General features: G+C 45.8%; 21 protein-coding genes and 2 tRNA genes (1 of these 23 cut by a window edge). 9 read left to right on the top strand and 14 right to left on the bottom strand.

All coding sequences use genetic code 11. The annotated features are described in order from the left end of the window. Positions 1-802 (top strand): threonine--tRNA ligase (locus tag HUF13_RS12320; RefSeq protein ID WP_304039130.1); only part of this gene is annotated, 802 nt, incomplete at its 5' end. Between the two features lie 47 nt (positions 803-849). Continuing rightward, a complete protein-coding gene (locus HUF13_RS12315) occupies positions 850-1,005 on the top strand; it encodes a hypothetical protein (RefSeq protein WP_173475341.1) in 156 nt (51 codons plus the stop codon). Between the two features lie 803 nt (positions 1,006-1,808). Here the strand turns inward: HUF13_RS12315 and HUF13_RS12305 are convergent. From HUF13_RS12305 to HUF13_RS12290, 4 genes are read right to left on the bottom strand one after another with little or no spacing between them, the layout of a single operon-like run. After that, a complete protein-coding gene (locus tag HUF13_RS12305; protein WP_173475408.1) occupies positions 1,809-2,264 on the bottom strand; it encodes a hypothetical protein in 456 nt (151 codons plus the stop codon). Between the two features lie 15 nt (positions 2,265-2,279). Next, complete coding sequence (locus tag HUF13_RS12300) at positions 2,280-3,116, bottom strand: DUF6345 domain-containing protein (protein ID WP_173475407.1); 837 nt, start codon at positions 3,114-3,116, stop codon at positions 2,280-2,282. Between the two features lie 8 nt (positions 3,117-3,124). Then, positions 3,125-3,964, bottom strand: a complete 840-nt coding sequence (locus HUF13_RS12295) for a hypothetical protein (protein ID WP_173475406.1) — start codon at positions 3,962-3,964, stop codon at positions 3,125-3,127. Between the two features lie 20 nt (positions 3,965-3,984). Continuing rightward, positions 3,985-4,572: a S41 family peptidase gene (locus HUF13_RS12290; protein ID WP_173475405.1), complete on the bottom strand. Its 588-nt coding sequence runs from the start codon at positions 4,570-4,572 to the stop codon at positions 3,985-3,987. A gap of 516 nt (positions 4,573-5,088) precedes the next feature. Here HUF13_RS12290 and HUF13_RS12285 point away from each other — a divergent pair. Then, positions 5,089-6,237, top strand: coding sequence for a GGDEF domain-containing protein (locus HUF13_RS12285; RefSeq protein WP_173475404.1), 1,149 nt, complete (start codon positions 5,089-5,091; stop codon positions 6,235-6,237). Between the two features lie 29 nt (positions 6,238-6,266). Here HUF13_RS12285 and HUF13_RS12280 read toward each other — a convergent pair whose 3' ends face one another. From HUF13_RS12280 to rd, 4 genes are all read right to left on the bottom strand, one after another. After that, positions 6,267-8,159 (bottom strand): TIGR02171 family protein, encoded by a 1,893-nt coding sequence (locus HUF13_RS12280; protein WP_304039129.1) that lies wholly within the window; start codon positions 8,157-8,159, stop codon positions 6,267-6,269. Further along, positions 8,093-8,590, bottom strand: a complete 498-nt coding sequence (locus HUF13_RS17390) for an SUMF1/EgtB/PvdO family nonheme iron enzyme (protein WP_304039128.1) — start codon at positions 8,588-8,590, stop codon at positions 8,093-8,095. The genes HUF13_RS12280 and HUF13_RS17390 overlap by 67 nt, the downstream gene beginning before the upstream one ends. Continuing rightward, positions 8,569-8,886: a hypothetical protein gene (locus HUF13_RS17385; protein ID WP_304039127.1), complete on the bottom strand. Its 318-nt coding sequence runs from the start codon at positions 8,884-8,886 to the stop codon at positions 8,569-8,571. Before HUF13_RS17385 ends, HUF13_RS17390 begins: the two co-directional genes overlap by 22 nt. A 199-nt stretch (positions 8,887-9,085) precedes the next feature. Next, a complete protein-coding gene (gene rd, locus HUF13_RS12275; protein ID WP_173475403.1) occupies positions 9,086-9,247 on the bottom strand; it encodes a rubredoxin in 162 nt (53 codons plus the stop codon). 77 nt (positions 9,248-9,324) lie between these two features. Here rd and HUF13_RS12270 point away from each other — a divergent pair, with 77 nt between their 5' ends. Next, positions 9,325-10,017, top strand: a complete 693-nt coding sequence (locus HUF13_RS12270; protein WP_304039126.1) for a 4'-phosphopantetheinyl transferase superfamily protein — start codon at positions 9,325-9,327, stop codon at positions 10,015-10,017. A gap of 168 nt (positions 10,018-10,185) precedes the next feature. Here HUF13_RS12270 and HUF13_RS12265 read toward each other — a convergent pair whose 3' ends face one another. Both HUF13_RS12265 and ybaK read right to left on the bottom strand, forming a co-directional pair. Next, complete coding sequence (locus HUF13_RS12265; RefSeq protein ID WP_304039125.1) at positions 10,186-11,271, bottom strand: glycoside hydrolase family 16 protein; 1,086 nt, start codon at positions 11,269-11,271, stop codon at positions 10,186-10,188. 76 nt (positions 11,272-11,347) lie between these two features. Next, on the bottom strand, positions 11,348-11,851 hold the full coding sequence (gene ybaK, locus HUF13_RS12260) for a Cys-tRNA(Pro) deacylase (protein WP_173475402.1): 504 nt from the start codon (positions 11,849-11,851) through the stop codon (positions 11,348-11,350). Positions 11,852-11,987: 136 nt separating this feature from the next. On the opposite strand from ybaK, the gene HUF13_RS12255 reads away from it, so the two are divergent. Beyond that, positions 11,988-12,860: a GGDEF domain-containing protein gene (locus HUF13_RS12255; RefSeq protein WP_173475401.1), complete on the top strand. Its 873-nt coding sequence runs from the start codon at positions 11,988-11,990 to the stop codon at positions 12,858-12,860. 23 nt (positions 12,861-12,883) lie between these two features. Continuing rightward, positions 12,884-13,825 (top strand): Gfo/Idh/MocA family protein, encoded by a 942-nt coding sequence (locus HUF13_RS12250; RefSeq protein ID WP_173475400.1) that lies wholly within the window; start codon positions 12,884-12,886, stop codon positions 13,823-13,825. A 121-nt stretch (positions 13,826-13,946) separates the two neighbouring features. Here the strand turns inward: HUF13_RS12250 and HUF13_RS12245 are convergent, their stop codons facing one another. Together HUF13_RS12245 and HUF13_RS12240 are read right to left on the bottom strand one after the other, a co-directional pair. After that, the gene (locus HUF13_RS12245; RefSeq protein WP_173475399.1) at positions 13,947-16,421 is read right to left on the bottom strand and encodes a glycogen/starch/alpha-glucan phosphorylase; all 2,475 of its coding nucleotides are present in this window, start codon (positions 16,419-16,421) and stop codon (positions 13,947-13,949) included. 538 nt (positions 16,422-16,959) lie between these two features. Beyond that, positions 16,960-17,583, bottom strand: coding sequence for a GNAT family N-acetyltransferase (locus tag HUF13_RS12240; protein ID WP_173475398.1), 624 nt, complete (start codon positions 17,581-17,583; stop codon positions 16,960-16,962). A gap of 304 nt (positions 17,584-17,887) precedes the next feature. On the opposite strand from HUF13_RS12240, the gene HUF13_RS12235 reads away from it, so the two are divergent. The 3 genes from HUF13_RS12235 (at position 17,888) to putP (ending at position 21,362) form a co-directional block, all read left to right on the top strand. Then, on the top strand, positions 17,888-18,985 hold the full coding sequence (locus tag HUF13_RS12235; RefSeq protein ID WP_173475397.1) for a histidine phosphatase family protein: 1,098 nt from the start codon (positions 17,888-17,890) through the stop codon (positions 18,983-18,985). After that, positions 18,985-19,707, top strand: a complete 723-nt coding sequence (locus tag HUF13_RS12230; protein ID WP_173475396.1) for an NAD(P)H-binding protein — start codon at positions 18,985-18,987, stop codon at positions 19,705-19,707. The genes HUF13_RS12235 and HUF13_RS12230 overlap by 1 nt, the downstream gene beginning before the upstream one ends. A gap of 113 nt (positions 19,708-19,820) precedes the next feature. Continuing rightward, complete coding sequence (gene putP, locus HUF13_RS12225; RefSeq protein ID WP_173475395.1) at positions 19,821-21,362, top strand: sodium/proline symporter PutP; 1,542 nt, start codon at positions 19,821-19,823, stop codon at positions 21,360-21,362. A gap of 267 nt (positions 21,363-21,629) precedes the next feature. Here putP and HUF13_RS12220 read toward each other — a convergent pair. Both HUF13_RS12220 and HUF13_RS17380 read right to left on the bottom strand, forming a co-directional pair. After that, positions 21,630-21,705 (bottom strand) — tRNA-Gly (locus HUF13_RS12220). Positions 21,706-22,034: 329 nt separating this feature from the next. Beyond that, positions 22,035-22,124: transfer RNA gene (locus HUF13_RS17380), tRNA-Gly, on the bottom strand; it runs 102 nt beyond the window's last position.

Genomic DNA, 22,124 nt, shown 5'->3' with positions numbered 1-22,124 from the left:
CCACATCTTCTGTACCGAAGACCAGATTGCAAGCGAAGTGGCTGACTTCTGCGCCCTCGTCAAGGAAATCTACCACGACTTCGGTTTCGACGATATCGTCGTGAAGTTCTCCACCCGCCCGGAAAAGCGCGTGGGTTCCGATGAAATTTGGGACAAGGCTGAAGCCGCCCTCGCCGAAGCAACAAAGCTCGCTGGCCTCGACTACATTCTGAACCCGGGTGAAGGTGCCTTCTACGGCCCGAAGCTGGAATTCACGTTGAAGGACTCCCTCGGACGTGACTGGCAGTGCGGTACCATCCAGGTGGACTTCAACCTCCCGCAGCGCCTTGGTGCCGAATATGTCGGTAAGGACAACCAGAAGCACATTCCGGTGATGCTGCACCGCGCCGCCGTGGGTTCCATCGAACGCTTCCTCGGTATTCTTATCGAAGAGTTCATGGGCGATTTCCCGCTGTGGCTCGCTCCGGTTCAGGCCCGCGTGCTCCCGATTTCCGAGAAGTTCGTGGACTACGCCAAGTCCGTGGAACGCGAGCTCGTGAACGCCGGCGTCCGCGTGGAAGTCGATGAATCCAACGAAAAGCTCGGCTACAAGATTCGCCAGTGCGAACTCCAGAAGATCCCGTACATGCTTATTGTTGGTGAAAAAGAAAAACAGTTGGCAGAAGAAACTGGCGACAACAATGTTACTGTGCGCAAACGTAAAAAAGGCGGAAATAAAAATTTAAATGATGTCTTAGAAAACAACATGTTTGTCAAAGACTTCCTCAAGATGACCGCTGACGACCGCAAGGTTGTGAGATAAGGCGACAACTGCATAAGGCGAGCGCAGCGGACAAACTTGTTTGTCCATTGCCGAGCCGCGGCAGTTGGGAGTGCGTAGCACTCCAAAAGGAACAGGCTGAAGGTCTCATCGCTGTCAACAAGAGAAAGGAAGGCGATAAGGGTCAGATGACTGTTGCCCAGTTCTTGGAAATGACCGCTGACGACAGAAAAGTCGTTCGCTAGTCAATAACCAAATACTATTCACGAACGTAGGTTCCTTTGAGCCTACGTTTTTTTCATTGTTGGTGACAACCGCCTAAGGCGAGAGCAGCGACCACGCTTGCGTGGGCATTGAGCAAGCTCCAAACATGTCGCTCGAAAATAGAAATGCAAGCATTTCTGCTTTACTCGCTTAAATGTTTGTGCCGAGCCGCGGCAGTTGGGAGTGCGCAGCACTCCAAAAGGAACAGGCTGATGGCGTTATCGCTGTCAACAAGAGAAAGGAAGGCGATTACCGCCTAAGCCGAGTGTCGCGACGGGGTGCTTGCACACCGGCATGACCGAGGCGAGCGGGAAGGACTCCGCAGGAGTCCCCAAGGGTCAGATGACTGTCGCCCAGTTCTTGGAAATGACTGCTGATGACAGAAGAGTCGTCCGTTAATCAATAAGAGAAATACATTCGCAAACGTAGGCTTCCTTTGAGCCTACGTTTTTTGTATGGAGGGGAAAGCCTACCCCTGGCTTACCCTGCCCATCAGCCCAAATGCGATGCTCCGCTTGACGGGGCATCTCGCTCCTTTGAATATATTATTGATAGACATTTTTTTTCAGCTTTGGCGCGCTATACCCTGTATAGTGCGTTTGGGGGTATTTCGACAGCGGCGGATTCTTCTTCGCTGTGCACTGCTGGCGTATGGTATCCAGCGGTGCGGTCGCCCATTTTGGGCGTGAGTTATGTCGCATAACCGAGCCAAGGGGAATAGGTAAAAAAAGTCCCGCAGTTCATGTTAAAACTGCGGGACTTTTAATTATTTAGAATGGAAAGATTATTTCTTTCCTAATGGATATATCCCTGAACGAGTGAGTATATATTTGGCGTTTATGTCTCCATTCGGTGTACTATAAACCCAAACAGGGCAATCTAGGGGTACGCCTGGTGTTTTTTCGTTTTCAATAAGTTCTATTTTTAGAGTGTCTTTTATAGCGTAGACTCCGATTGATTTTATATTATTTTTTGAACAAAGCAGGTATGTGGGAAATGTAAAACTGGTTTTCTTACCATCGCTGCTGATAAAGATTGTGTCGATGCTAGAATGGTATTCCGTTTCTGTGCTGTCTATAATACAGTTCGTTATCGAATCCAGTGATAGGATTTGTTCATTGTAATCAAGAGATGTATCGTAGTGATAGAACTCCCCTGAATCTGATTCACTAGAGCAACCTAAAATAAGAGTACAAAATAAAGCTATTGCGGAAATAGTAAATACTTTTTGTTTTGACATCGTTATTACTTCTTTTTAATAATCAGGTGTTCCAAATGTATACCATCTAGAGCCAATGCCTGTATATTCGCCTTGTTTTCTAAAAACAGGTTTTTGGATAGAATTCTCGAATGTTTCTTCCCATGGATCAAAGAATTTTCCATCAACATATCCGTAACGATAAACTATTTTAGGTTCAACATTGTAGCCTCCTTCTTTATGGATGTTTTTATAAACCGCATTAAAAAATGCCATTGCAATGCCTTGTTTCCCAGAAATCCAGTTTGATGCAAAGTCTCTTTCTGTGTAATATGAATATCGGTGGCAGGTACTTAAATAGAGAAAACCGCAACTGTATGATTTGGAAAACCAGTATGATTTTGAACTAAATCCAAGAATTGAATGAATTCCGTTAAACCAGGGGTCTTGATCAGCCTCTCCGTTTTTAAAAACAAGACAAGAGTTGATTAAGGCCCAATATGTTTTTCCTCCAAATGATTTTGACGTGTTATAAATACGAGTATTCTTTTTCCACATTGTTATTCTATTGACATTTCCGTGTCCGTTGTAAAATACAAAACTATAGTTGTCGGTTTCTTTTTTAAACAGATCTACGGTGACTTGACTATCTTCGTATTGTTTTGAAGAAAAATTTACTTTAGACGAATACTTGTCGCTGATGTTGCTTTTCAATGAATTAACAAGGGTACTAGCTGCTTTTTTAGCTAAAGGTAATTTTTCTTTAGATGGCCAGTTGTCTTCATATTCGCTAATTGCAAATGTTACAACAGAAAATTTAGAGGGAACATTTGCGTCAACGGCATTTGCTATGCAAAATGCAAAAAGGATTAGTAATAATACAAGTTTTTTCATAAATTCTCCTATTTACTAACGATAGCCTTGTTTACAGGAACGAGTGAAGCGTCTGTCGGTATATCGAATGTCATCGGGAGGCTTTCATCGCTATCCATTGTTGAATATTGACCAATAAAGGTGACGCTTGGAACCAACATCACTTCCCCGTTTTCGTTTTCAAGGGCAGTTAAAGTTTGTGTTGAGTTGTCTAAACTTCCTCGAAGTTCTTTTTCTTTGAAATCTTGGGAGATGGACTCAATGAGTTCATTGAATTCTTCTCTGTGAATTTTATTCCGTTTTGTTTTCTCTACAGTGCTTTTCGCTGGAACTTTGTTGTATTTATCCCATTGAACATCCATATAAGACAAGTTTCCTGTGGAATCGTAACTCATTAGCACATAAGAGCTTCCCCTTACCGGAACGCCGTCAAGTTTTCTATGAGCCATAATCATGCTTCCAACAACTCTTGGCTTGTTGGAGTCTCGTTGTTCGTATTCATAGCCTACAGACGTTATGGCGCAGGAGTCAGCGACATCTTTGGGTAAAATAGACTTGATGTCATCCATGGCGCGTATGCGCATTTCGTTTTCAGACGCAAGGGGGCGTTTCTTCTTGTTTTTCTTGCTTACGGTAAAACGATGAAAATCATCAAGCTTTTTGACTTGAAAATTTTTCCCCGATTTAAAGTCGTGTGATCCTGCAATCGTATAAATGTAGGAGTCTTGCGAAACAGCCTTCTGGCTTTTCATAAGGACACGCGGATTTTCTCGTGCGTCCATTTGCTGATAGATTTTTTCGCTGACAATCAATTGCGCATGAGAAATTGAAAGTAGTGCTCCTAAAGCTAAGAAATATATCTTTTTCATTGAAAAAATTTCTCCTATACTCATTTGTTACGAGTTTTACCGTTCAAGTCCGTGGAAAAGGTCTTTCCGTTGGCTGTGTTTTCATAACTGATTATGTTATCCTGTATTTGCAACAAACGAAGCCCACTAAGTTTACCCTTTTGCTTGGAATTGTCATCTTTAAATGTAGGCGAAGAACTGTCTAGAAAAACGGCGGTGTAGTTGTCATCGCCAAGTTCAAATGTGGAAATGTATTTCTTTCCGTTGATTTCTCCGACATTTGCGTCAATTGAAGACACTTGTTTTGTCGTAATCGTTGTTCGGCGAAGTGTTGCTTGAAGAGTATCGCCATCGCTGATATATGTAAGAACGATAGGCTTGTTCTTTACGTCGCGGAACAAACTGATGCTCTGTTCAAAAGTTAGCCCCTGCAATTCTTGATTGTCAACGGCAATAATTAAATCGCCAGACTTTAGATTTGATTTTGCTGCAGGTGTGTTAGGAATGATTGCGTCAATACCTAAGCCTATGTTTCCGTCTTGTACGACAAGACCGATTCCTCCAAATGATTCGTCAGCAAAAAGCGTCGTTGCACAGAGTGCAAACGCCGTCACGACATACTTTTTCATCAAACCTCCTTTTAAGTTGTAGAAAAAGGTGTTTAAATATAAAACAATGTTGTGTGAAATAAGTGATTTCTTAAAGGAAAATTTTGTTTACGAATGGCTTGCTAAGAAATTTTTTTTGAAGAAACATTTTAGTTCTAAAGTCTGTTTGGGATAGCGAAAATCTAAACGGAGTGGATTTTTGTCATACAATGGTATTGTACGCTTTGTGATTACCTTGAATAAGTTTTGTAATGATTTTGCAGACTATTGAAATTCGCGTTAGGGATAGTGACCCCTTTGGGGCGGCGCTGTGGCGCCGTTTTATGAGGTTGGGCGGGAACAGAGTGAACTGGACAACCCATAAAATATAGCCCGACCCACACGATAGTGTGGGGGACGCCCATAAGACCTACATGCGAAGTTGTAAACTTCCTCGACATGACCGCAGACTTCATCGAGCCTGCGTTTTTCTATTTGACTTTTTTCGCAAAAAAATGTAAAATCAAAGGTAGACTGATATCAGGCGGGGGGCCTTTTATGCAAGAAGTCAATTTAGTTGAAGTCTACATTGCGGATATGCTGGGAATTTTTTTGATTCTCGGTGCTGTTTTTAGTGGCGCATGGAAACTGCAAAAGAAACATAACGAAGATAAAGTTTTGTTTGGGGTAATCGTTCTGGTTCTTACCGCGTGCGTTGCGGATATTATTGCTTTTTCGGTCGATGGTCGCCCTGGTAATTTTTTTAGGGTATTGAGCTACGTTTCGAGCAATATTTTATTTATTGCGAATGTGGCGATTGGGCCGCTTTGGGTCATGCTTATATCTTTGCATATTTATGGCTCGATTTCAAAGTTCCAGCGTGTTTTCATACTGTCTATTTCCGGTGTCATTTTGTTGATGATGATTGTGAATTTTTTTGTTCCCATCATTTTTTCAATTGATGAAAATAACGTTTATGCTCGCGGTCCGTGGTTCATGATTAAAAATATTCTTGAGGTTGTTCTTATGGCAGACGGTGTGATAATTTATTTGATTAGTCTATTTCGAAGCGGGGGAATCAAGTTTTACCCGGTTTTGCAATTTGTCTGGCCCATATTTATTTGTGTATGTCTGCAAATGTTTTTTTATGGGATTTCAACGATTTGGGTGGGCATTGCTGTGGGGTACACGAATTTGATGTTGGCTCTGCAAAATGAAAATATTTTTATCGATAAACTAACAGGCCTTTATAACCGTTATTATTTGGAAAAGATTTCGGGAGAATTGAAACGCAAACGGAAAATCACGATGATGATGCTAGATATGAATGGCTTTAAAAGCATCAACGATAATTTTGGACATTCTCAAGGTGATGAAGCTCTTGTTATGTTGGCTGATATTCTTGAGAAAACGGTGGGCGCAGAAGGGACTGTGATTCGCTTTGCCGGTGACGAGTTTGTGATTTTGTTGAATACGGAAAAAGAGAAAGTTGCTGAAAAATGTAAAGCGCAAATCAAAGAGAATCTAGATGAATTCAACCAAAATAGCCAAAAAAAATATAAGCTTTCCGCATCAATTGGCTGTGGTGTTTTTGATTTGTCCAAATGTAGCGTTGATCGAATTCTCAAAAAAATTGACAAACGCATGTATGAAGACAAAAAAGTTTATTACGCTTCGGGAAATCATAAACGTCATTTGTATTTGTAAAAATGCCGGTCATTGAGGCCGGCATCGTTCTATTTGTTCCAATCGATTTTTAAAGTTTGAATCACGGAATCCAAGCGCACTGTCAATTGTTCTGCCCCCCTGATTGCAAGATGGTCGCTGTTCATTGCCATTTCATCTGTGTAATCGTGATTGCCCATTTTATTTTCGTCCATCAGTTTGAAGTTCTTGTACTTTTCTTCGTATTTCCGAATTTTTTCAATCATTTCCTTGGCTACGGATCTGCGCAGCCCATAGAGTCCGAAGGCTCCGGTCTTTTTGTAGTCTGGAGATTGCGGGAAGATGACTCCGATGAGGTAGATGTTATGTTTTTGGGCTTCTTGGATAAAATCTTCAACTTCTTCAAGCAGCATGTCTGCTGGATTTTTATTGAAAGCGTCCATGTAGGTGGTGTCGGCTAGAATTGGGTTTCCTTGCCAACCGTCAGTTGGGTAATGAACAAATCCTAGCATGTCTTGTTGCACCGATTTTTTTTCGCTATTAATACTGTAGGCGTCGCAAGTGAGTTCGTATAAGCCGTTGGGATATCCTTTGTCCCAAAATTCATGAGACTCGTCGTAAGCAAATCCCGGAGTGTGTCTGTAAACAAGATCCCAGTAATTGGGCTCTATATTGTAGCGCTGGAATAAAATATCTATGTCAAATGAAACTACTGCGAGCTTGAATTTCGGTAAGAGGCTTTTCCCGTATCCGAAGAAAATTCTTTTTGCAACGGATAAATCTACGGCAGAGTTTCCCGTGTTGATTGCAAAAATTCCCTTCTGGGAGTTGTTCAAAATCATAGGATTTATTCCTGTCCATGGTCTAGATGAACCGGAAATTAAAACATTGATGGAATCGCGGTACTTGTATAGCAATTCCATATCATAGCGTGTCATTGTTGTGACTCTATGATCTGTGAAGGGTGTGTTGAGTTCGTATTGACCAGCACTGTCTAAGTCAAGTGTTGTCTCGAAATTTTGTTGCTTGCCTGTCCAAAAGTCTGGATGCCATAATTCAGAGCCATTTGCGATTTCTGTGATGCTAGAATCTTTTGTGTTGATTAGAACAATTTTAGGATGAAATCCATTAATGTCAGTGAGTGTTGCTATAGCGAGGTGTTCTTTGTTGCGAACCCATTCTGTATGGTCGAATGTGTAACCTTTGGGGGCGGGAATCATCTTTATGAGTTTGCCGGTGCTGTCTGCAATTAAAAGCTGCTCGTGGGTGGTATATTTGTTGCCGGAAAATTCTTTTCCCGTTTTTCCTCCAAAGTCTAGGAATAAGGTTTGTTTTGTGAGCTCCGAGAACGAAGCGTTACATGCTTGCTCTTTGTTGTACCACGTTTCATATTTGCCGTTTACGTTTGCGCGGAGCAGCCTTGCGCCAGAAATAGCGAACTTTTCATCAGAACTTACGCCCCCGTTGAATGTTCCGTCAAAAAGTTTTTTCGGTTTTCCGAATTTTCCGTTGGCGAAAGGAACGCTCCATGTGTTGCCTTTTTTCCAAGAGACTTCATCGGAATTGCTTTCGGTGCTTGAAACGTAAACGATTTCTGTGTCTGCTCCGACTACACGCCAGCGCGGAATTGCGGCGCTTTCTACATCGAGTTTTATTTTATCAGCTTCAATGGAATTTAGTTGGCGAACGTAGAGCTGCGATTTTCCAGAGATGCCTTCGTACTTTGTTGAAAATGCGATGAAGTTTCCGTTGGGTGAAAGCGTGGGGTGGTATGCATTGAGAGTGTCGTGTATTTCCTTGACCGTAGGGGTCGCATTTGCGAAGTTGACGAAAGCTATGTTGCCTGTTTCTCCGATGCGGAAAACAAGTTTGTTTTGATATGTCTGAGTCGTTTTCTTCAGCTGGGCTGATGTCTGAGTATGTTTATAGGACTTGAGGTTGTGCTTCCCTGAGCATCCATCCAAACGGCGTCCGGAATTTTTCCGAATGCAAGCCTAAACCCAACGTATTCAGCTTTTGTTGAAGATGTAACGGTGTAAACATCGCCGCGATTTTCAACTAGTGTAGCTGCTGCTTCGTTACGGTAACTTCCGCCTTTTAAAACTCGTTCACCGATGTTGCCTCCATCGGGAGCGCCTGCGTAGTTTGTTATGGATGTATCGAGAAGGGTTCCCTTCCAGTCGTTTACCCATTCCATGACGTTTCCGGCAAGGTCGCAAAAGTCTTCGTTTGAATTTGCTGTGCAGGGCTTGTGTAATTTGTAATTGGAATTGCTGGCGTTCCAACCTTTTTGCGGATCCCAGTTCTTTGAGGCGATGAGTGTCCATTCGGCTTCGGTCGGGAGTCTGTAAGCGTCTCGTTCGGCATGGAATGTTAGCCTACTAAGTTGGTGCAATGCCCCTCGGAATCGAATGTTGCTGCCGTGTAGCTGTAGGCTGTGTCTCGTTTTTCGTTCTTGCTTTTTTCGTTGGCGAAAAGTATTGCATCAAAAAAAGTGACGTTGGTTATAGGCAATTCGGGATCGTCGCAATTAGTTTTCTTTATGAGCTTGGAGTAGTCTCCGCAAGTGACTTCGTGCTTGTCGATTGAAAAATCGTATGAAAAATGGACGGTCAGTTTAGATCCCATTTGGGTCGATGATTCGTTTGTTGTTACGCGCATCATGCCGGCATGATTTTCATCTTCGTTCATGAAAAAATTGTTAGAATCATTCGAGGATGTTCCGCTATCGGAGCAGCTGACTAGTAAACTTGCAAAAAGGACTATTGCAGACGGTTCATCATAAAAATTGAATCCTGTTTTGGGGATAACGCAAAAATACAAAATTTGAATGCATCAAAAATGCCGAAGGCTGTAATGCCTCCGGCGGGTTCAAACTAGAAACTTTTGATTATTCTTCTTTTGCGAATTCTTCTTTGCCGACCCCGCAAATGGGGCAGACCCAATCTTCTGGTAAATCTTCGAAGGCGGTACCTGGGGTAATTCCATTATCGGGGTCACCGACTGCAGGGTCGTAAACGTAGCCGCAGGTTTCGCATTTGTATTTGGACATGATTTTCTCCTTGCTTTGTAGTTCCTATTTAAACTATATAAATAAAAGAGAGAACGTTATATTTTTATATTTTTTTTGTGCTCGAAACGACCCGAATTTACATCGCTGATATTTCAATTCTGAAGGATGCTTCCGTTTTTGAAAGCTTTTTGAAGAAAATCCCCGAATATCGTCAAAAAAAAACAAGGTCCTTTAAGTTTGATAAGGGCAAAATGCAGTCGCTTGGGGTAGGTCTTTTGCTCCAGTTGGCGTGCAAAGAGGCCGGGCTTGATGGCGCCGATGAACATATCGCGTATGGTGAAAATGGAAAACCGTTCTTAGAGGATTTTCCTGATGTACAATTTAATTTATCTCATTCCGGCGAGCGAGTGATGGCCGTGATTTCGCCGTTCGAGGTGGGCTGCGATGTCGAAATTATAAAGGGCGATCGTGGGCGACTTGCCGAACGTTTTTTTAAGCCCGAAGAATCCGCGTGGATTAAAAGTTTTGAATCGCTTCCGGCGCAGTCGGAAGCGTTTTATAGGCTTTGGACGCTCAAAGAATGTTATATGAAAGTAACAGGGCGTGGCATGTCCTTAATGCCGGATATGTTTGCCTTGAGCGTTGATGAAAACGAAAATATTTCGCTTTACCACGATGAAAAGCGCCCGGAATATACTTTCCGCGAAATCGACTTGCATGATGGTTACCGTTATGCCTATTGCATTAAGAACAACAGCGAAAACGCACCTCAAGAAGTAAGGTGTATTGATTTAAAAAATTTGTTATAGCAGATAATCGCGTTGCTCAGGATGACGCCTCAACAAACGCCCTTCAGCCTACTAACCACTAACTCCTGCCTACCGTCTACTTGCACTTTCACTTCGTTCAAGTGCCAAATGCTGGCCTCGGTCATGTCCAAGCAAAGTTGACCACGACGCTCGACCTACGCATTTGTCCTACTTCCTACTTCCTACTCTAATATAATCTACGAGCATTTCGTTCGGGAATTGCGAATCGTCTACTTCAAAGCCGGGCCAGTTTCCAGCGACGGCAACGTTTAGCAAGAAGAAGAATGGCTTGTGGAATTCTTCGGTGTCGCCGGTATTGTTTTCAATTAGAATTTCGTGATACATAAAATCGTCCACGAACATGCGGATGTATTTTTCATCCCACGTGAATTTGTACGTGTGGAACTGCGTGATGTCAAGCTCGAATTTCTGATTGCGGTAGTTTCCGGTGTTGTTGCCATAGGTGGCATATTCGGCGCCGTTTGCCCAGTGGTTTGTGCCGTAGACGATGTTCTCGCTGTTGACGGCTTCGATGATGTCGATTTCGCCGCATGCGGGCCACCCGACGGTGTCGAAGTTTTCGCCGAGCATCCAGAAGGCGGGCCAAATTCCCTTGCCTGTCGGGAGTGCAATGCGCGCTTCTACCGTGCCGTACTTGAATGCAAATTTGCCCTTGGTAAGCATACGTGCCGAAGTGTATTGTGCGCCTTTGTAATTCTCTTTTTGAGCGCGAATGTGCAGAACTCCATCTTTGATGTAGGCGTTTTCTTTGCGGTCTGTGTAGTATTCCTTTTCGTTATTGCCCCAGCCGCTTGAGCCCGTGCCAATGTCGTAAATCCATTTGCTATTGTCAATGGCGTCGCCATCGAATTCATCGTGCCAGAGGTATTGCGCGACTTGTTCTGCGCTACTCGATGATACTGTTTTGGCACTGCTTGAAGAACTCGTCACGGCGGGCATCGATCCGCCATCTATGCTGCTTGATGATGTTGCGGAACTTTCAATTGTTCCTTCGCTAGAACTTGAGGGAAAATTCGCGCTCGATGCGGGAATGACAGATGAAGATGATGAACGGCTTCGCGCGTCATTGCTGCTTGAACTGAGTTGCGTCGAAGTTGTGCTCGAAGAACTCGAAAGCATCCGAGAAGAACTGCTAAGAGAATCCTCGCTTGACGAAGACGATTCTAATTGCGGTATAGGCGGCTCGCAAATTTTGTCGCCAGAACATGCAAACAACGTAGCGATTCCTACCACGGCGAATCCCGTCGCAATATTTTTGCGAAAGCTTTTTAACTCACAAACCATAAACCAAACCTTCCTTTGTTGTAAATTATTTTGCGTCCGGATCTTCCGGGTGGACGCGAGCGATTGAACCAACGGTGGCTCGTGTCGCTTTGATTAGATCCGCTGGCGCAACTTTCAACTGAAGCCCGCGCTCTCCTGCACTCACGTAAATGTACGGGAACTGCATTGCTGTTTCGTGAATGAAAATCGGGAAGTTTTTCTTGAGTCCGAGCGGGCTGCAACCGCCACGGATATATCCTGTTAGCGGGGGCAGATCCTTGAGCGGCACGGTGTCGATTTTCTTGTTGCCACTCACTTTGGCGGCACCCTTCAAGTCCACTTCGAGATTTCCCGGCACCACACAGATAAGGTAGCCAATTTTATCCCCGTGCACAAGAATGGTCTTAAAAACTTGGTTGATGTCTTCGCCCAAACTATCGGCGACATGTTGTGCGCCGAGATCGTTTTCATCGACCTTGTAAGGAATAAGTTCGTATGAAATCTTTTGACGATCTAAAATACGTGCAGCATTTGTTTTTTTAATATCCATAAAAACCTCAATAGCGGTGCAAATACCCTTAAATATTCCATTTTCAAATATAAATCTTTAGCGCTACCAGTTGCAATAGTCTATACTGAATACTAAATTAAATTGATAAGACGCCTTGGTGAAGAAGGAGCAGGCCATGAATTTGATAAAAATAGATTATGACTTGTTTAAGAGAATCTTAAAAGAGATTCCTTCTAATATTTTCTTCAAGGATACCGAGTGCCGTTATGTTTTTTCGACACATTATTGGCGTCATCTTCAGGGTGCAGAGGACCCGTCTTGGGATATTGCCGGTAAAACGGATTTGGAAATTCGCAAGGATAAGGAAAATGCGAAACTGGCGATGGAGCAGGATCGCGAAATTATTCGCACGGGCAAGGGCGTTAGTTACGTTATCGAAATTAATCAAGATGGAGTGACGGAATACCTTGAATTGATTAAAAATCCTGTGCGTGATGATGATGGGAATATTATTGGCATCGTCGGACTTATCAATGATGTGACTGAAAAAGTTTTGCTTGAAAAAAAACTTGAAAAGTATGCTCACACCGATATGTTGACGGGACTGTACAATCGGCATTATTTGGATGAATGGATTACCAATTTCATGAAGCCGAATATGTATCCTTTATGCGTAATATCTGCGGATTGTGATGGCTTGAAAACGGTTAATGATACTTACGGTCATACGATTGGCGATGAATTGATTCGGCTTACGGCCTCGCTGTTCCGCGTGGGACTCCCTGAAAAGGCTGTGATATTCCGTATGGGCGGGGACGAGTTCTTTGCGATTCTCCCGAATACGACGCAAGAAGAGTGCAAAAAATATATTGATAACATGAACGAAGTTTCGCATACGTTACTTCTTAAAGGCAAACCTATTTGTGTTTCGTTTGGCTATTGCGAAGTTCAATCGGTTTTGATGAGCTTGATGCAGGCTATGGATATTTCTGATAAGCGAATGTACATGGAAAAAAATGCAAAGAATGCCGAACGGAAAAGTCTATAAAATTTTTGGGGATAGTTGTGTTTATGAATAGAAATTACAAGGCTGTTTTATTTGGATATGGCACCATGGGCGAACGTCATCGAAATTTTTTTGAAAAGTCCGGTGTGCAATTTGTTAAAATATTTGATTTGGAAGATTTGGACGGTGCGGGAAATATTAAATCGTCTTTAGTTGAAGAATTTATTTCTAATGAAAAGATTGATTTTGCTGTTGTTGCGTCTCCGGCGACAACGCATTATCAATATGTAAAACTTTGCCTTGAACGGAAAATTTCGGTATTCGTGGAAAAACCGCTTGCGATAACGGGCGACTCTGCGCAAGAATTGGTTGATTTGGCGACTCGCAATAATGTTGTTCTTTTTGTGGCACAATCGGAATGTTTCAATCCGGTGTTCCTTAATTTCCGTAAGCATTTGAAGGCTGAACTCAAATTGCTAAATGGCGGAACTAGTAGTGTTGTAGATTCTGTGGAAACTCCTGTGCGTTTGGAATTTCGCCGTGAACACAAGTATTCTGCGCGTTGCCGCGATGTGAATGTTGCATTGGATTTGCTTGTTCACGACTTGAGCCTTTGCCTTTCGATGTTTTGCTATGACGATTTGAAAGTGACGAAATTTGCGATTTCTAAAAATGGTGATCGAGCCCAAATGCAAATTAATGTTGTGAAGAATGCTCTTGCAGGGACCGAACTCGATTTTATTGTCGATCGAAATAGCGATATTGATGTGCGAACGATTTCTGTTGAATTTGCTCGCTCAGCGAAATCCCCCGCATATGATTATTCTGTAAGCCTTGCGCCGCATAGCGAAAATGGAGAAGTCGTTCACATTTCGGATTCGCTTGAAAATGAGCATAAATTTTTCTTGAAGCTAATGGCTGGCGCTTGTTCTGAATGGGGAAGGCGCGCCGCGCAAAGTGCTGCCGATGCTGTAAAGCTCGCGACAATTTCTACAGTGTCATCCTAAACGAAACAATTATTCATCATTAAAAAAGTCCGCGACTCTCATCGCGGACTTTTTTAGTCTAGCCAGACAGCGGAGCTGTGATTATTTTACTAACCACTGCCTACTTCCTACTGCCTACTAATTACAGCGTAATGCTGCACGGCTTGGCGTTCCAGATTTCTTCGGCGTACTGCTTGATGGTACGGTCAGAACTGAACTTGCCCATGCGAGCGACGTTGAGAATTGCCATTTCTGCCCAGTGCTTCTTGTCCTGGTAAGCTTCAGCAACCTTCTTCTGCATATCCACATAGCTGCGGAAGTCAGCGCAGAGCATGTACGGGTCATGCGACAGGAGCTTTTCTGCAATGTGCTTGAATGTTTCCGGATGATCCGGGCTGAAGAAGCCAGAAGCGATGAGGTCAATCACGCGGCGGAGATCGTCATCGTGTTCGTAGAAGTCGCGCGGGCGGTAACCCTTGGCGAGAAGGTCCGTCACTTCTTCAACGGTGAGACCGAAGATGAAAATGTTGTCGTCGCCGACTTCTTCCTTCATTTCCACGTTAGCACCGTCGAGCGTACCGATGGTGAGAGCTCCGTTCAAAGCGAACTTCATGTTACCTGTACCCGAAGCTTCGGTACCGGCGGTAGAAATTTGTTCGGAAAGGTCTGCTGCCGGGATAATCTTTTCGGCGAAAGACACGCGGTAGTTTTCGAGGAACACCATCTTGAGCTTGCCCTTGCATGCCGGGTCTGCATCGATGATGCTTGCGACAGCGTTTGCAAGACGAATGATTTGCTTAGCCATCCAGTAACCCGGAGCGGACTTACCACCGATCATGATGGTACGCGGCATGATTTCCTTGCCGTCCTTCACTTGGATGTAGAGGTGGATGGCGTGGAGGATGTTCAAGAGCTGGCGCTTGTATTCGTGAATGCGCTTGACCTGCACGTCGAAGAACGTGTTGGTATCGACATCGACATTCTGCGTTGCCTTGAGGTACTTGGCGAGGCGTTCCTTGTTCTGCTTCTTGACTTCCATGAATTTCTTCTGGAAATCGGCGTCCTTGGCGAACTTTTCGAGCTTTTTCAAATCGTCCAAATCCTTGACCCAAGATTCACCAATCTTAGAAGAGATGAGCTCGGACATGGCCGGGTTAGCCTTGCGGACCCAACGACGCGGCGTAACACCGTTCGTCTTGTTGTTGAACTTTTCAGGCCACAGTTCGTAGAAGTCCTTGAAGAGCGTGGTCTTGAGGAGGTCGGAGTGGAGCGCAGCCACACCGTTCACGGCAAACGAACCCACGATGGAGAGGTAAGCCATGCGGACCATCTTGCAGCCGCCTTCTTCGATAAGGCTCATGCGAGCGAGACGAGCGTTGTCGCCAGGCCACTTCATGGAAACCATGCGGAGGAAGCGAGCGTTGATTTCGTAAATGATCTGGAGGTGGCGCGGCAAGAGTTTTTCGAACAAGCTAACTGGCCACTTTTCGAGAGCTTCCGGCATGAGCGTGTGGTTCGTATAAGCGAACGTGTGCGTCACGATGTCCCAAGCTTCGTCCCATTCGAGATTTTCGATGTCGAGGAGAATGCGCATCATTTCGGCGATAGAAATTGCCGGGTGCGTATCGTTCAACTGGATAGCGACCTTTTCCGGGAAAATCTTCCAGTCGTTCTTGTGGAGCTTCTTGAAGCGCTTGATGATGTCCTGCAAAGATGCAGAGCAGAGGAAGTACTGCTGTTTGAGACGCAGTTCCTTACCGTTCATCGAAGCGTCGTTCGGGTAGAGCACCTTCGAAATAGTTTCGGAAAGTTCCATGTCCTGCACAGCGGCGATGTAGTCACCGTTGTTGAAATAGCTAAGACCGAAGTCGTCGGCGGACTTGGCGCTCCAGAGGCGGAGGTTGTTCACCGTGTTGTTCTTGTAACCCGGGATCGGCGTGTCGTACGGAAGAGCCATAACATAGTCCTTCGTTTCCCAACGGTTGCGGAGGCGACCGTTTTCGTCCATCCAGCTCACGACGTAGCCGTAGAACGGAACCTTAATAGCGTTAGCCGGGCGAGCGATTTCCCACGGGTTCGGGAGGCGCAGCCAGTTGTCCGGCTGTTCTTCCTGTTCGCCATTCACGATCTTCTGGCTGAACATACCATATTCGTAGCGGATACCCATACCGGTAGCCGGGAGTTCGAGCGTTGCCATGGAGTCGAGGAAGCAAGCTGCAAGGCGGCCAAGACCGCCGTTACCGAGACCTGCATCGACTTCCTGTTCGCGGAGTTCTTCGAGCGTCATGCCGATTTCATCGAGTGCTTCTGTAACAGCACTTTCGACGTCGAGGTTCAACACGGAGTTGCCGAGCGTACGGCCAATCAAGAATTCGAGAGATAAGTAATAGACGCGCTTGACGTCTTTTTCGTAATAGGTGTTCTGCGTCTTGATCCAGCGGTCGACAAGACGGTCACGCACGGCGTATGCAACGGCGAGGAACTTTTCATGGTCCGTCACCGTGTATTTGCTGCGGGCGAGCGTGTGGTGGATGTGGTCGGTGAATGCTTTGCGGAATGCTTCCGCATCGGTGCCGAGCACGGTAATATCACTTGCGTTCTTGGTTGTTTTAGCCATAAATCTAACCTGCCTGGTGTTGGTTATTTAACCCAATAAAAGTTTAGAAATTTTTACGAGATTTTGGGGCGAAGCACATATTTTTATGGTTTTTGGCAGGGCTATGTGATAAAAATCGCGCTTTTAGTGAATAAAATTAAACTATTTCCGGAAATAAGTGCTGTATAGGAAGCCTGAAAAGTCGTATAGGCGCTTGCGGAGGGAATAAGGCTTGATGACTGTGGCGCTGTCCGCGTATGAAAGTACCCAACGGTAGAGTAACTCGTTGGCTTCGACTTTGCGGATTAGATCGAACTTTTGATGCTTGTTGAGTTTGTTATGAACGGTTTCTCGTGTTTTCTTAATTTCTTTGGCGAATTCGTTGTATGTGTAAGAATTGTTTTCTTGTAATATTTTTAATAATATCTTTGGGGGTCTATTTTATAGTTGGCTTTGTTGATTGAAAAAAAACAGCCCGCGCACGCGAGCTGCCTTTGCTATTTTCCGCGCATCCCGAGTGCGTTGCGGCGCATCTCGTTATTGCGGGGAAAGCGTTTGATTACAACTGTCCGGGGAGTACTAGCTTTTCCTTAGGTGGGAAGTTTGCTTCGTACTTCTCGAATTCTTCGGGCATTCGCTCGGTCACGAAGTAGCCCTCGGGGTCTTTGTACGAGCCTGTCACTCCGTCCAAGAATCCCTCGTCGAGTTCCTTGCACAAGAAGTATGGCGCGTCGCTGTTCGGGTCGTCGGCGTAGCGGATGCCCTTGGTGTAAGCGGGGACGAATCCGCTCTTGCCGTAGAATCCGATGTTTCCGACGATGAGCAGGCAACCTGCGCCCATCTTGCGCGCGAGTTCCATGGAATAGTCGAGGAGAGCCTTGCCGTATCCTTGCCGTTTGTAGTCGGGGTGGATGCTGATTGGACCGAAGGTCATCATGCGGATTTTGCGTCCGTCGTCATCATCGATTTTCGACCACGCGTACATCACGTGTCCGATAATTTGTCTGTCATCTTCCATGACGAGCGAGAGCTCTGGGATAAAGCTTGGGTCGTTCCTGTAATGGTGGAGAACAAAATGCTCCACACAGCCGGGACGGTAAACGTTCCAAAATGCTTCTCGGGTGAGATTTTCGACGATTTTAAAGTCGCGCGGTTGTTCCGTGCGGATATTGTATTTTTTCATTGTTTATCTCCAAAATTTTTGTGTGAATCGGCACAATCACCTTGGAAGACCGCCTTGAAAACATTCGTCTTCCAAGGCCCTAAACAATGAACCAATATTTACTAGATAACATCCAGCCTCTGATAAAAGTGATGTGCTAAATATAAATAGTTTTGAGAAGTCTGGAGCGAAAATGCACTTTTTTGTGATGGTGCACATGATTTGTGCGCTTTTGGGCAGATTTTTGTCAGAATTATAAAAATTTACGAGAAAATTTTAGGGAATAATCTAAATTTCTATGTTAGTATATGAGGAATTTTGGATTATGAAAAATCTTTCCGCCAAGTATCTTGTGAGCGCCCTTTTTGCCGGGCTTTGTTTCTTTGCCGGTTGTGGCGAATCTAGTGAGCTCCCGTCCGCTCCGAACACGGCTGTTGCCTCGTCGTCGAGTGTTGCTTCGTCATCGGCTATTGTTTCGTCGTCGAGTGTTGCAGAACCGATAAGCCAGCCGGTTGAAAATCAATCTTCTTCTAGCGAAAATATTTTTACTCCGGTATCGAGTTCTTCTGTTCAAAAAATTCCAGATAATCAGGCAAGTTCGAGTTCGTTTGATGTGGTGTTGTCATCGAGCTCAGCTGTAACGCCCATAATAAATGGTCCTTTTACTTTTCTGACTACTCCGGGTGCGCTCGCGCTTGCACCGGATGTTGACGGTTTCTACGACATGGGCGATGTCTACAAGGCTGTGCCCAAGACGAGCAAGATTGCATTTGTGATTCGTCATTCCAAACGCGAAAAGAAAAATACGGGAGTAGAATCGAAACTGACTCCAATCGGAGTCCAGATGGCGCAGACTCTTGGTACAAAGCTTGTTGGCGAAGAATCGTTCTATTATGCATCGACTGATTTTGTGCGTACACGTACAACTTGCGAGAATATTGCGGTTGGTCGCGGTGAAGCAGGTGCTGTTGTCGAAACTTGGAACGGCATTGACGGCGGTTATTTCTTGACGGTGCCCAGTAGTACGCTGGATTCTGTTGTTTCAAAGAGGGGCGGTAATCTAAAGTATATTGCTCAGTATTCTTATGGTGATCGTATTACTATTTCTGCTATTGTTTCGTATTTCCATGATTTTTATCCGCGTGGAAACCAGTTTGTCAACGAAGTTATTGTAGCGAATATGCCGAATTGGAAGCGTGTCAGTGTGCTTGTTAGCCATGACATGTTGGTGGAACCGCTGATTGCATTTGTCTCTAATAGGACCGTTGATTTGAAGGCGCATGTTTCTCCGTTCCGCTGGGTTAACTACCTGTCGGGAATCGCTGTCATTGTCGATGAAGCGGGTGTTATTACGGCACTTCCGGTTCGTGGTGATGAAGTTGGCTGGATGATTCCTAAAGACGAAGTCGACGAAGGTGTTTAATGAAGGTCGCTCTTCTTGGTTCGACTGGGCTTGTCGGTAAAAATGTTTTGCAACTGCTTGCTCGGTTGGACGAGGTTGAGTGTGTTTATTGCCCGGTGCGCTCAGTCCCTGATTTAGGGCAATGGGGCGTTTTGCAAGGGGCCTCTAAATTCAAGTTTGATGTTGTCGATTTTGACGAACTGTTGAACGCGCGCCCCGAAGAACAGTGGGCGTCTAGCGTTTGTTCGAACTTTAGCGGTTGCGATGCCGTGATTTGCTGTTTGGGGACAACGCTCAAGCAGGCCGGGAGCAAACGAGCCCAAGAAAAAATCGATTTGCGTTTGCCGCTGACACTTGCAGCTTTGGCAAAGCGCCAGGGCGTTAAGCATTTCTTGTGTATTAGCTCCATGGGCGCAAATTCCCAATCGCCTTTCTTTTACAATCGCTTGAAAGGGCAACTCGAAGAAGGCCTTACAATGATGGGCTTCGAGTCGCTTACGCTCGTTCGTCCTTCGTTGCTCTTGGGTAAACATAAAGACAAACGCTTTGGCGAAGAATTGATGCAGAAACTTTTTGGGGCGCACCCGGAATGGGTGCCGGCGCATTTCCGCCCGGTGCGTGCAGAAACCGTTGCCGCGCATCTTGTGGCAAACTTGCTCAAGCCTCCCGTGGACCACGTTTGCGCCACCGATGGCGTAAAAGGCAAGCGTATTGTCTATAACCGCCAGCTCCGCGAATTGTAAAGTGGTCAAGAATTGTAAAGTCGCTGTTCCCGAAACGGTCATCCTCGGAGCGAAGCGTAGGGGATCCATCAAGTTTCTTTTTTACTTTTTATAAAAAACAATAAGGAGTTCTCATGACGTTAGTCGTCTTTATCCTTTATCTCATGATGATGCTTGGCATCGGAGCATATTTCTCTCGCAAGGCAAACAGCCTGAACGCCTATTACCTCGGTAACCGCGGCATGAACAAGTGGGTGGTCGCCATGTCCGCCCAGGCTTCTGACATGAGCGGCTGGATGCTGATGGGCCTCCCGGGTGCCGTGTTCGTGAGCGGTTTTTCCGAAGCTTGGATCGGTATCGGCCTTGTGGTTGGCACGTATTTCAACTGGAAAATCGTCGGTCGCAGGCTCCGCAAGTACAGCCATTTCTGCGGCGACTCGATTACGCTCCCGGATTTCTTCTCGAACCGTTTCCGCGACAATAAGGGCATCATCCGCGTGATTGCCTCGATTTTCATTCTCGCGTTCTTCTTGTTCTACACGGTCTCGGGCTTTGTCGCCTGCGCTAAGTTGTTCGGAACCATCTTTGGAATGAACTACACGACGGGCCTTATCCTTGGTGCGGTCGTGGTGGTGAGTTACACGTTCATGGGCGGCTTCTTTGCCGTTTGCTGGACAGACTTCATCCAGGCTTCGATGATGCTTATCGCGGTTCTCGTGATTCCGCTGATGATCATGAGCGGCTCTGGCGGTTTTGCACCGACGATGGATGCGGTGAACGCCCAGAATCCGTACTTGATGAGCCTTTTCACGAACGCAACGACGGGCAAGTCCATTGGTCTTATCGCACTGATTTCTAGCCTCTCGTGGGGCCTTGGCTACTTTGGCATGCCGCACATCCTCGTGCGCTTTATGTCCATCAAGAACGCCGAAGAAATCAAGGATTCTCGCCGCATCGCCATGACCTGGGTGATTATCTGCCTTGCTGCAGTCGTGATGATTGCTCTCCTCGGTCGCTATTACGTGACGGCTCACGGCATCACCGTGGATGACCCGGAACGCATTTTCATGGTCCTCTGCCAGGCTCTTTGCCATCCGGCGATTGCCGCCATCCTCATGGCCGCCATTCTCGCTGCGATTATGAGTACCTCCGACTCCCAGCTTCTCGTGTCCGCATCTGCATTCAGTAACGACCTTTACAAGCACCTGTTCCGCAAGAACGCAAGCAACAAGGAAGTGATGTGGGTGAGCCGCGGTGTGGTCGTGGTGATTACGCTTATCGCAGTGATTGTCGCTATGCAGGGCGCTCCAAGTGCCGACGGCGTGAAGCACGGCAAGAGCTTCCTTGATGTGGTGATGAGCCTCGTGAGCTTTGCCTGGGGTGGCTTCGGCGCGACCTTTGGCCCGATTATGTTGCTCGCCCTCTTCTGGAAACGTACGACTCTCGCTGGCGCAATTAGCGGTATGCTCGTGGGTGGCCTCACAACGTTTATCTGGAAATTCTACCTCTCCGGATTCTCCGCCGAAATCTTCCAGATTTACGAACTCGTGCCGGGCTTTATCCTTTCCTTCGTGACAATCGTCGTCGTGAGCCTCTTGACCAAGGAACCCTCCGCCGAAATCCAGCTGGAATTTGATAGGGTCGAGAGTACGAGACTTTCTGATATAAAGTTGTAAATAGGGTGGGTGGGGGAAGTCTCCCCCTCGCTTCCATCGGCATTCTCGGCGGACCACGGTCCTTGAGCTTGCCGAAGGGGCGCTACCCCTTCTAACGGGCTTCAGGCGCCAGCCCGTAACGCCTGGCTTATCGCTACGCGATAATTCCTAAACAACTCGTACGCACTTTGTGCATCTCGTTGTTTAGTCGGCCCCTCTTCTCGGGTCCTCGTCCAGATTACGATATAAAAAAGAAAACCACCTTTGTAGGTGGTTTTTCTTTTTTAGAGCGGGAAAAGGGACTCGGACCCTCGACCCCGACCTTGGCAAGGTCGTGCTCTACCAACTGAGCTATCTCGACCCCGACCTTGGCAAGGTCGTGCTCTACCAACTGAGCTATTCCCGCGAGGACAGCCCATATATAGAAATAAAATTTGTAGTTATAAAGGGGTGTGTGGAGAAAAAAGTGAAAATTTTTGTTTTGAGCGGGCGACGGGATTGATGGCTTGGCCAGTCACCTTGCTTACGCAAGGCTGTCCAGCCACCCTACGGGTTTATCGCTGCGCGATAAATCCTAAACAACTCGTAGGCACTTCGTGCATCTCGTTGTTTAGTCGGCCCCTCTTCTCGGGTCCTCGTCCAGATTACGATATAAAAAAGAAAACCACCTTTGTAGGTGGTTCTCTTTTTTAGAGCGGGAAAAGGGATTGTCAAAGTCCAGTCCCCGCTTCGCGGCTGGCCTTTGACCCTTCGGGCTTGCGCTCACTGCGTTCGCGTCAAGCC

Source organism: Fibrobacter succinogenes (assembly GCF_902779965.1).
Lineage (GTDB): Bacteria > Fibrobacterota > Fibrobacteria > Fibrobacterales > Fibrobacteraceae > Fibrobacter > Fibrobacter succinogenes_F.
Note: the sequence above shows the minus strand (reverse complement) of the source record. Positions and strands in the feature narration are given on the sequence as shown.

Bases quoted from the DNA above. Each gene is read 5' to 3' on its own strand.
- HUF13_RS17385 (WP_304039127.1), bottom strand. From the start codon at position 8,886: ATGAACGAAGATGAAAATCATGCCGGCATGATGCGCGTAACAACAAAC.
- HUF13_RS12245 (WP_173475399.1), bottom strand. From the start codon at position 16,421: ATGGCTAAAACAACCAAGAACGCAAGTGATATTACCGTGCTCGGCACC.
- HUF13_RS12230 (WP_173475396.1), top strand. From the start codon at position 18,985: ATGAAGGTCGCTCTTCTTGGTTCGACTGGGCTTGTCGGTAAAAATGTT.
- HUF13_RS12235 (WP_173475397.1), top strand. From the start codon at position 17,888: ATGAAAAATCTTTCCGCCAAGTATCTTGTGAGCGCCCTTTTTGCCGGG.
- HUF13_RS12285 (WP_173475404.1), top strand. From the start codon at position 5,089: ATGCAAGAAGTCAATTTAGTTGAAGTCTACATTGCGGATATGCTGGGA.
- putP (WP_173475395.1), top strand. From the start codon at position 19,821: ATGACGTTAGTCGTCTTTATCCTTTATCTCATGATGATGCTTGGCATC.
- HUF13_RS12240 (WP_173475398.1), bottom strand. From the start codon at position 17,583: ATGAAAAAATACAATATCCGCACGGAACAACCGCGCGACTTTAAAATC.
- HUF13_RS12250 (WP_173475400.1), top strand. From the start codon at position 12,884: ATGAATAGAAATTACAAGGCTGTTTTATTTGGATATGGCACCATGGGC.
- HUF13_RS12295 (WP_173475406.1), bottom strand. From the start codon at position 3,964: ATGAAAAAGATATATTTCTTAGCTTTAGGAGCACTACTTTCAATTTCT.
- HUF13_RS12290 (WP_173475405.1), bottom strand. From the start codon at position 4,572: ATGAAAAAGTATGTCGTGACGGCGTTTGCACTCTGTGCAACGACGCTT.
- rd (WP_173475403.1), bottom strand. From the start codon at position 9,247: ATGTCCAAATACAAATGCGAAACCTGCGGCTACGTTTACGACCCTGCA.
- HUF13_RS12300 (WP_173475407.1), bottom strand. From the start codon at position 3,116: ATGAAAAAACTTGTATTATTACTAATCCTTTTTGCATTTTGCATAGCA.
- HUF13_RS12255 (WP_173475401.1), top strand. From the start codon at position 11,988: ATGAATTTGATAAAAATAGATTATGACTTGTTTAAGAGAATCTTAAAA.
- HUF13_RS12305 (WP_173475408.1), bottom strand. From the start codon at position 2,264: ATGTCAAAACAAAAAGTATTTACTATTTCCGCAATAGCTTTATTTTGT.
- ybaK (WP_173475402.1), bottom strand. From the start codon at position 11,851: ATGGATATTAAAAAAACAAATGCTGCACGTATTTTAGATCGTCAAAAG.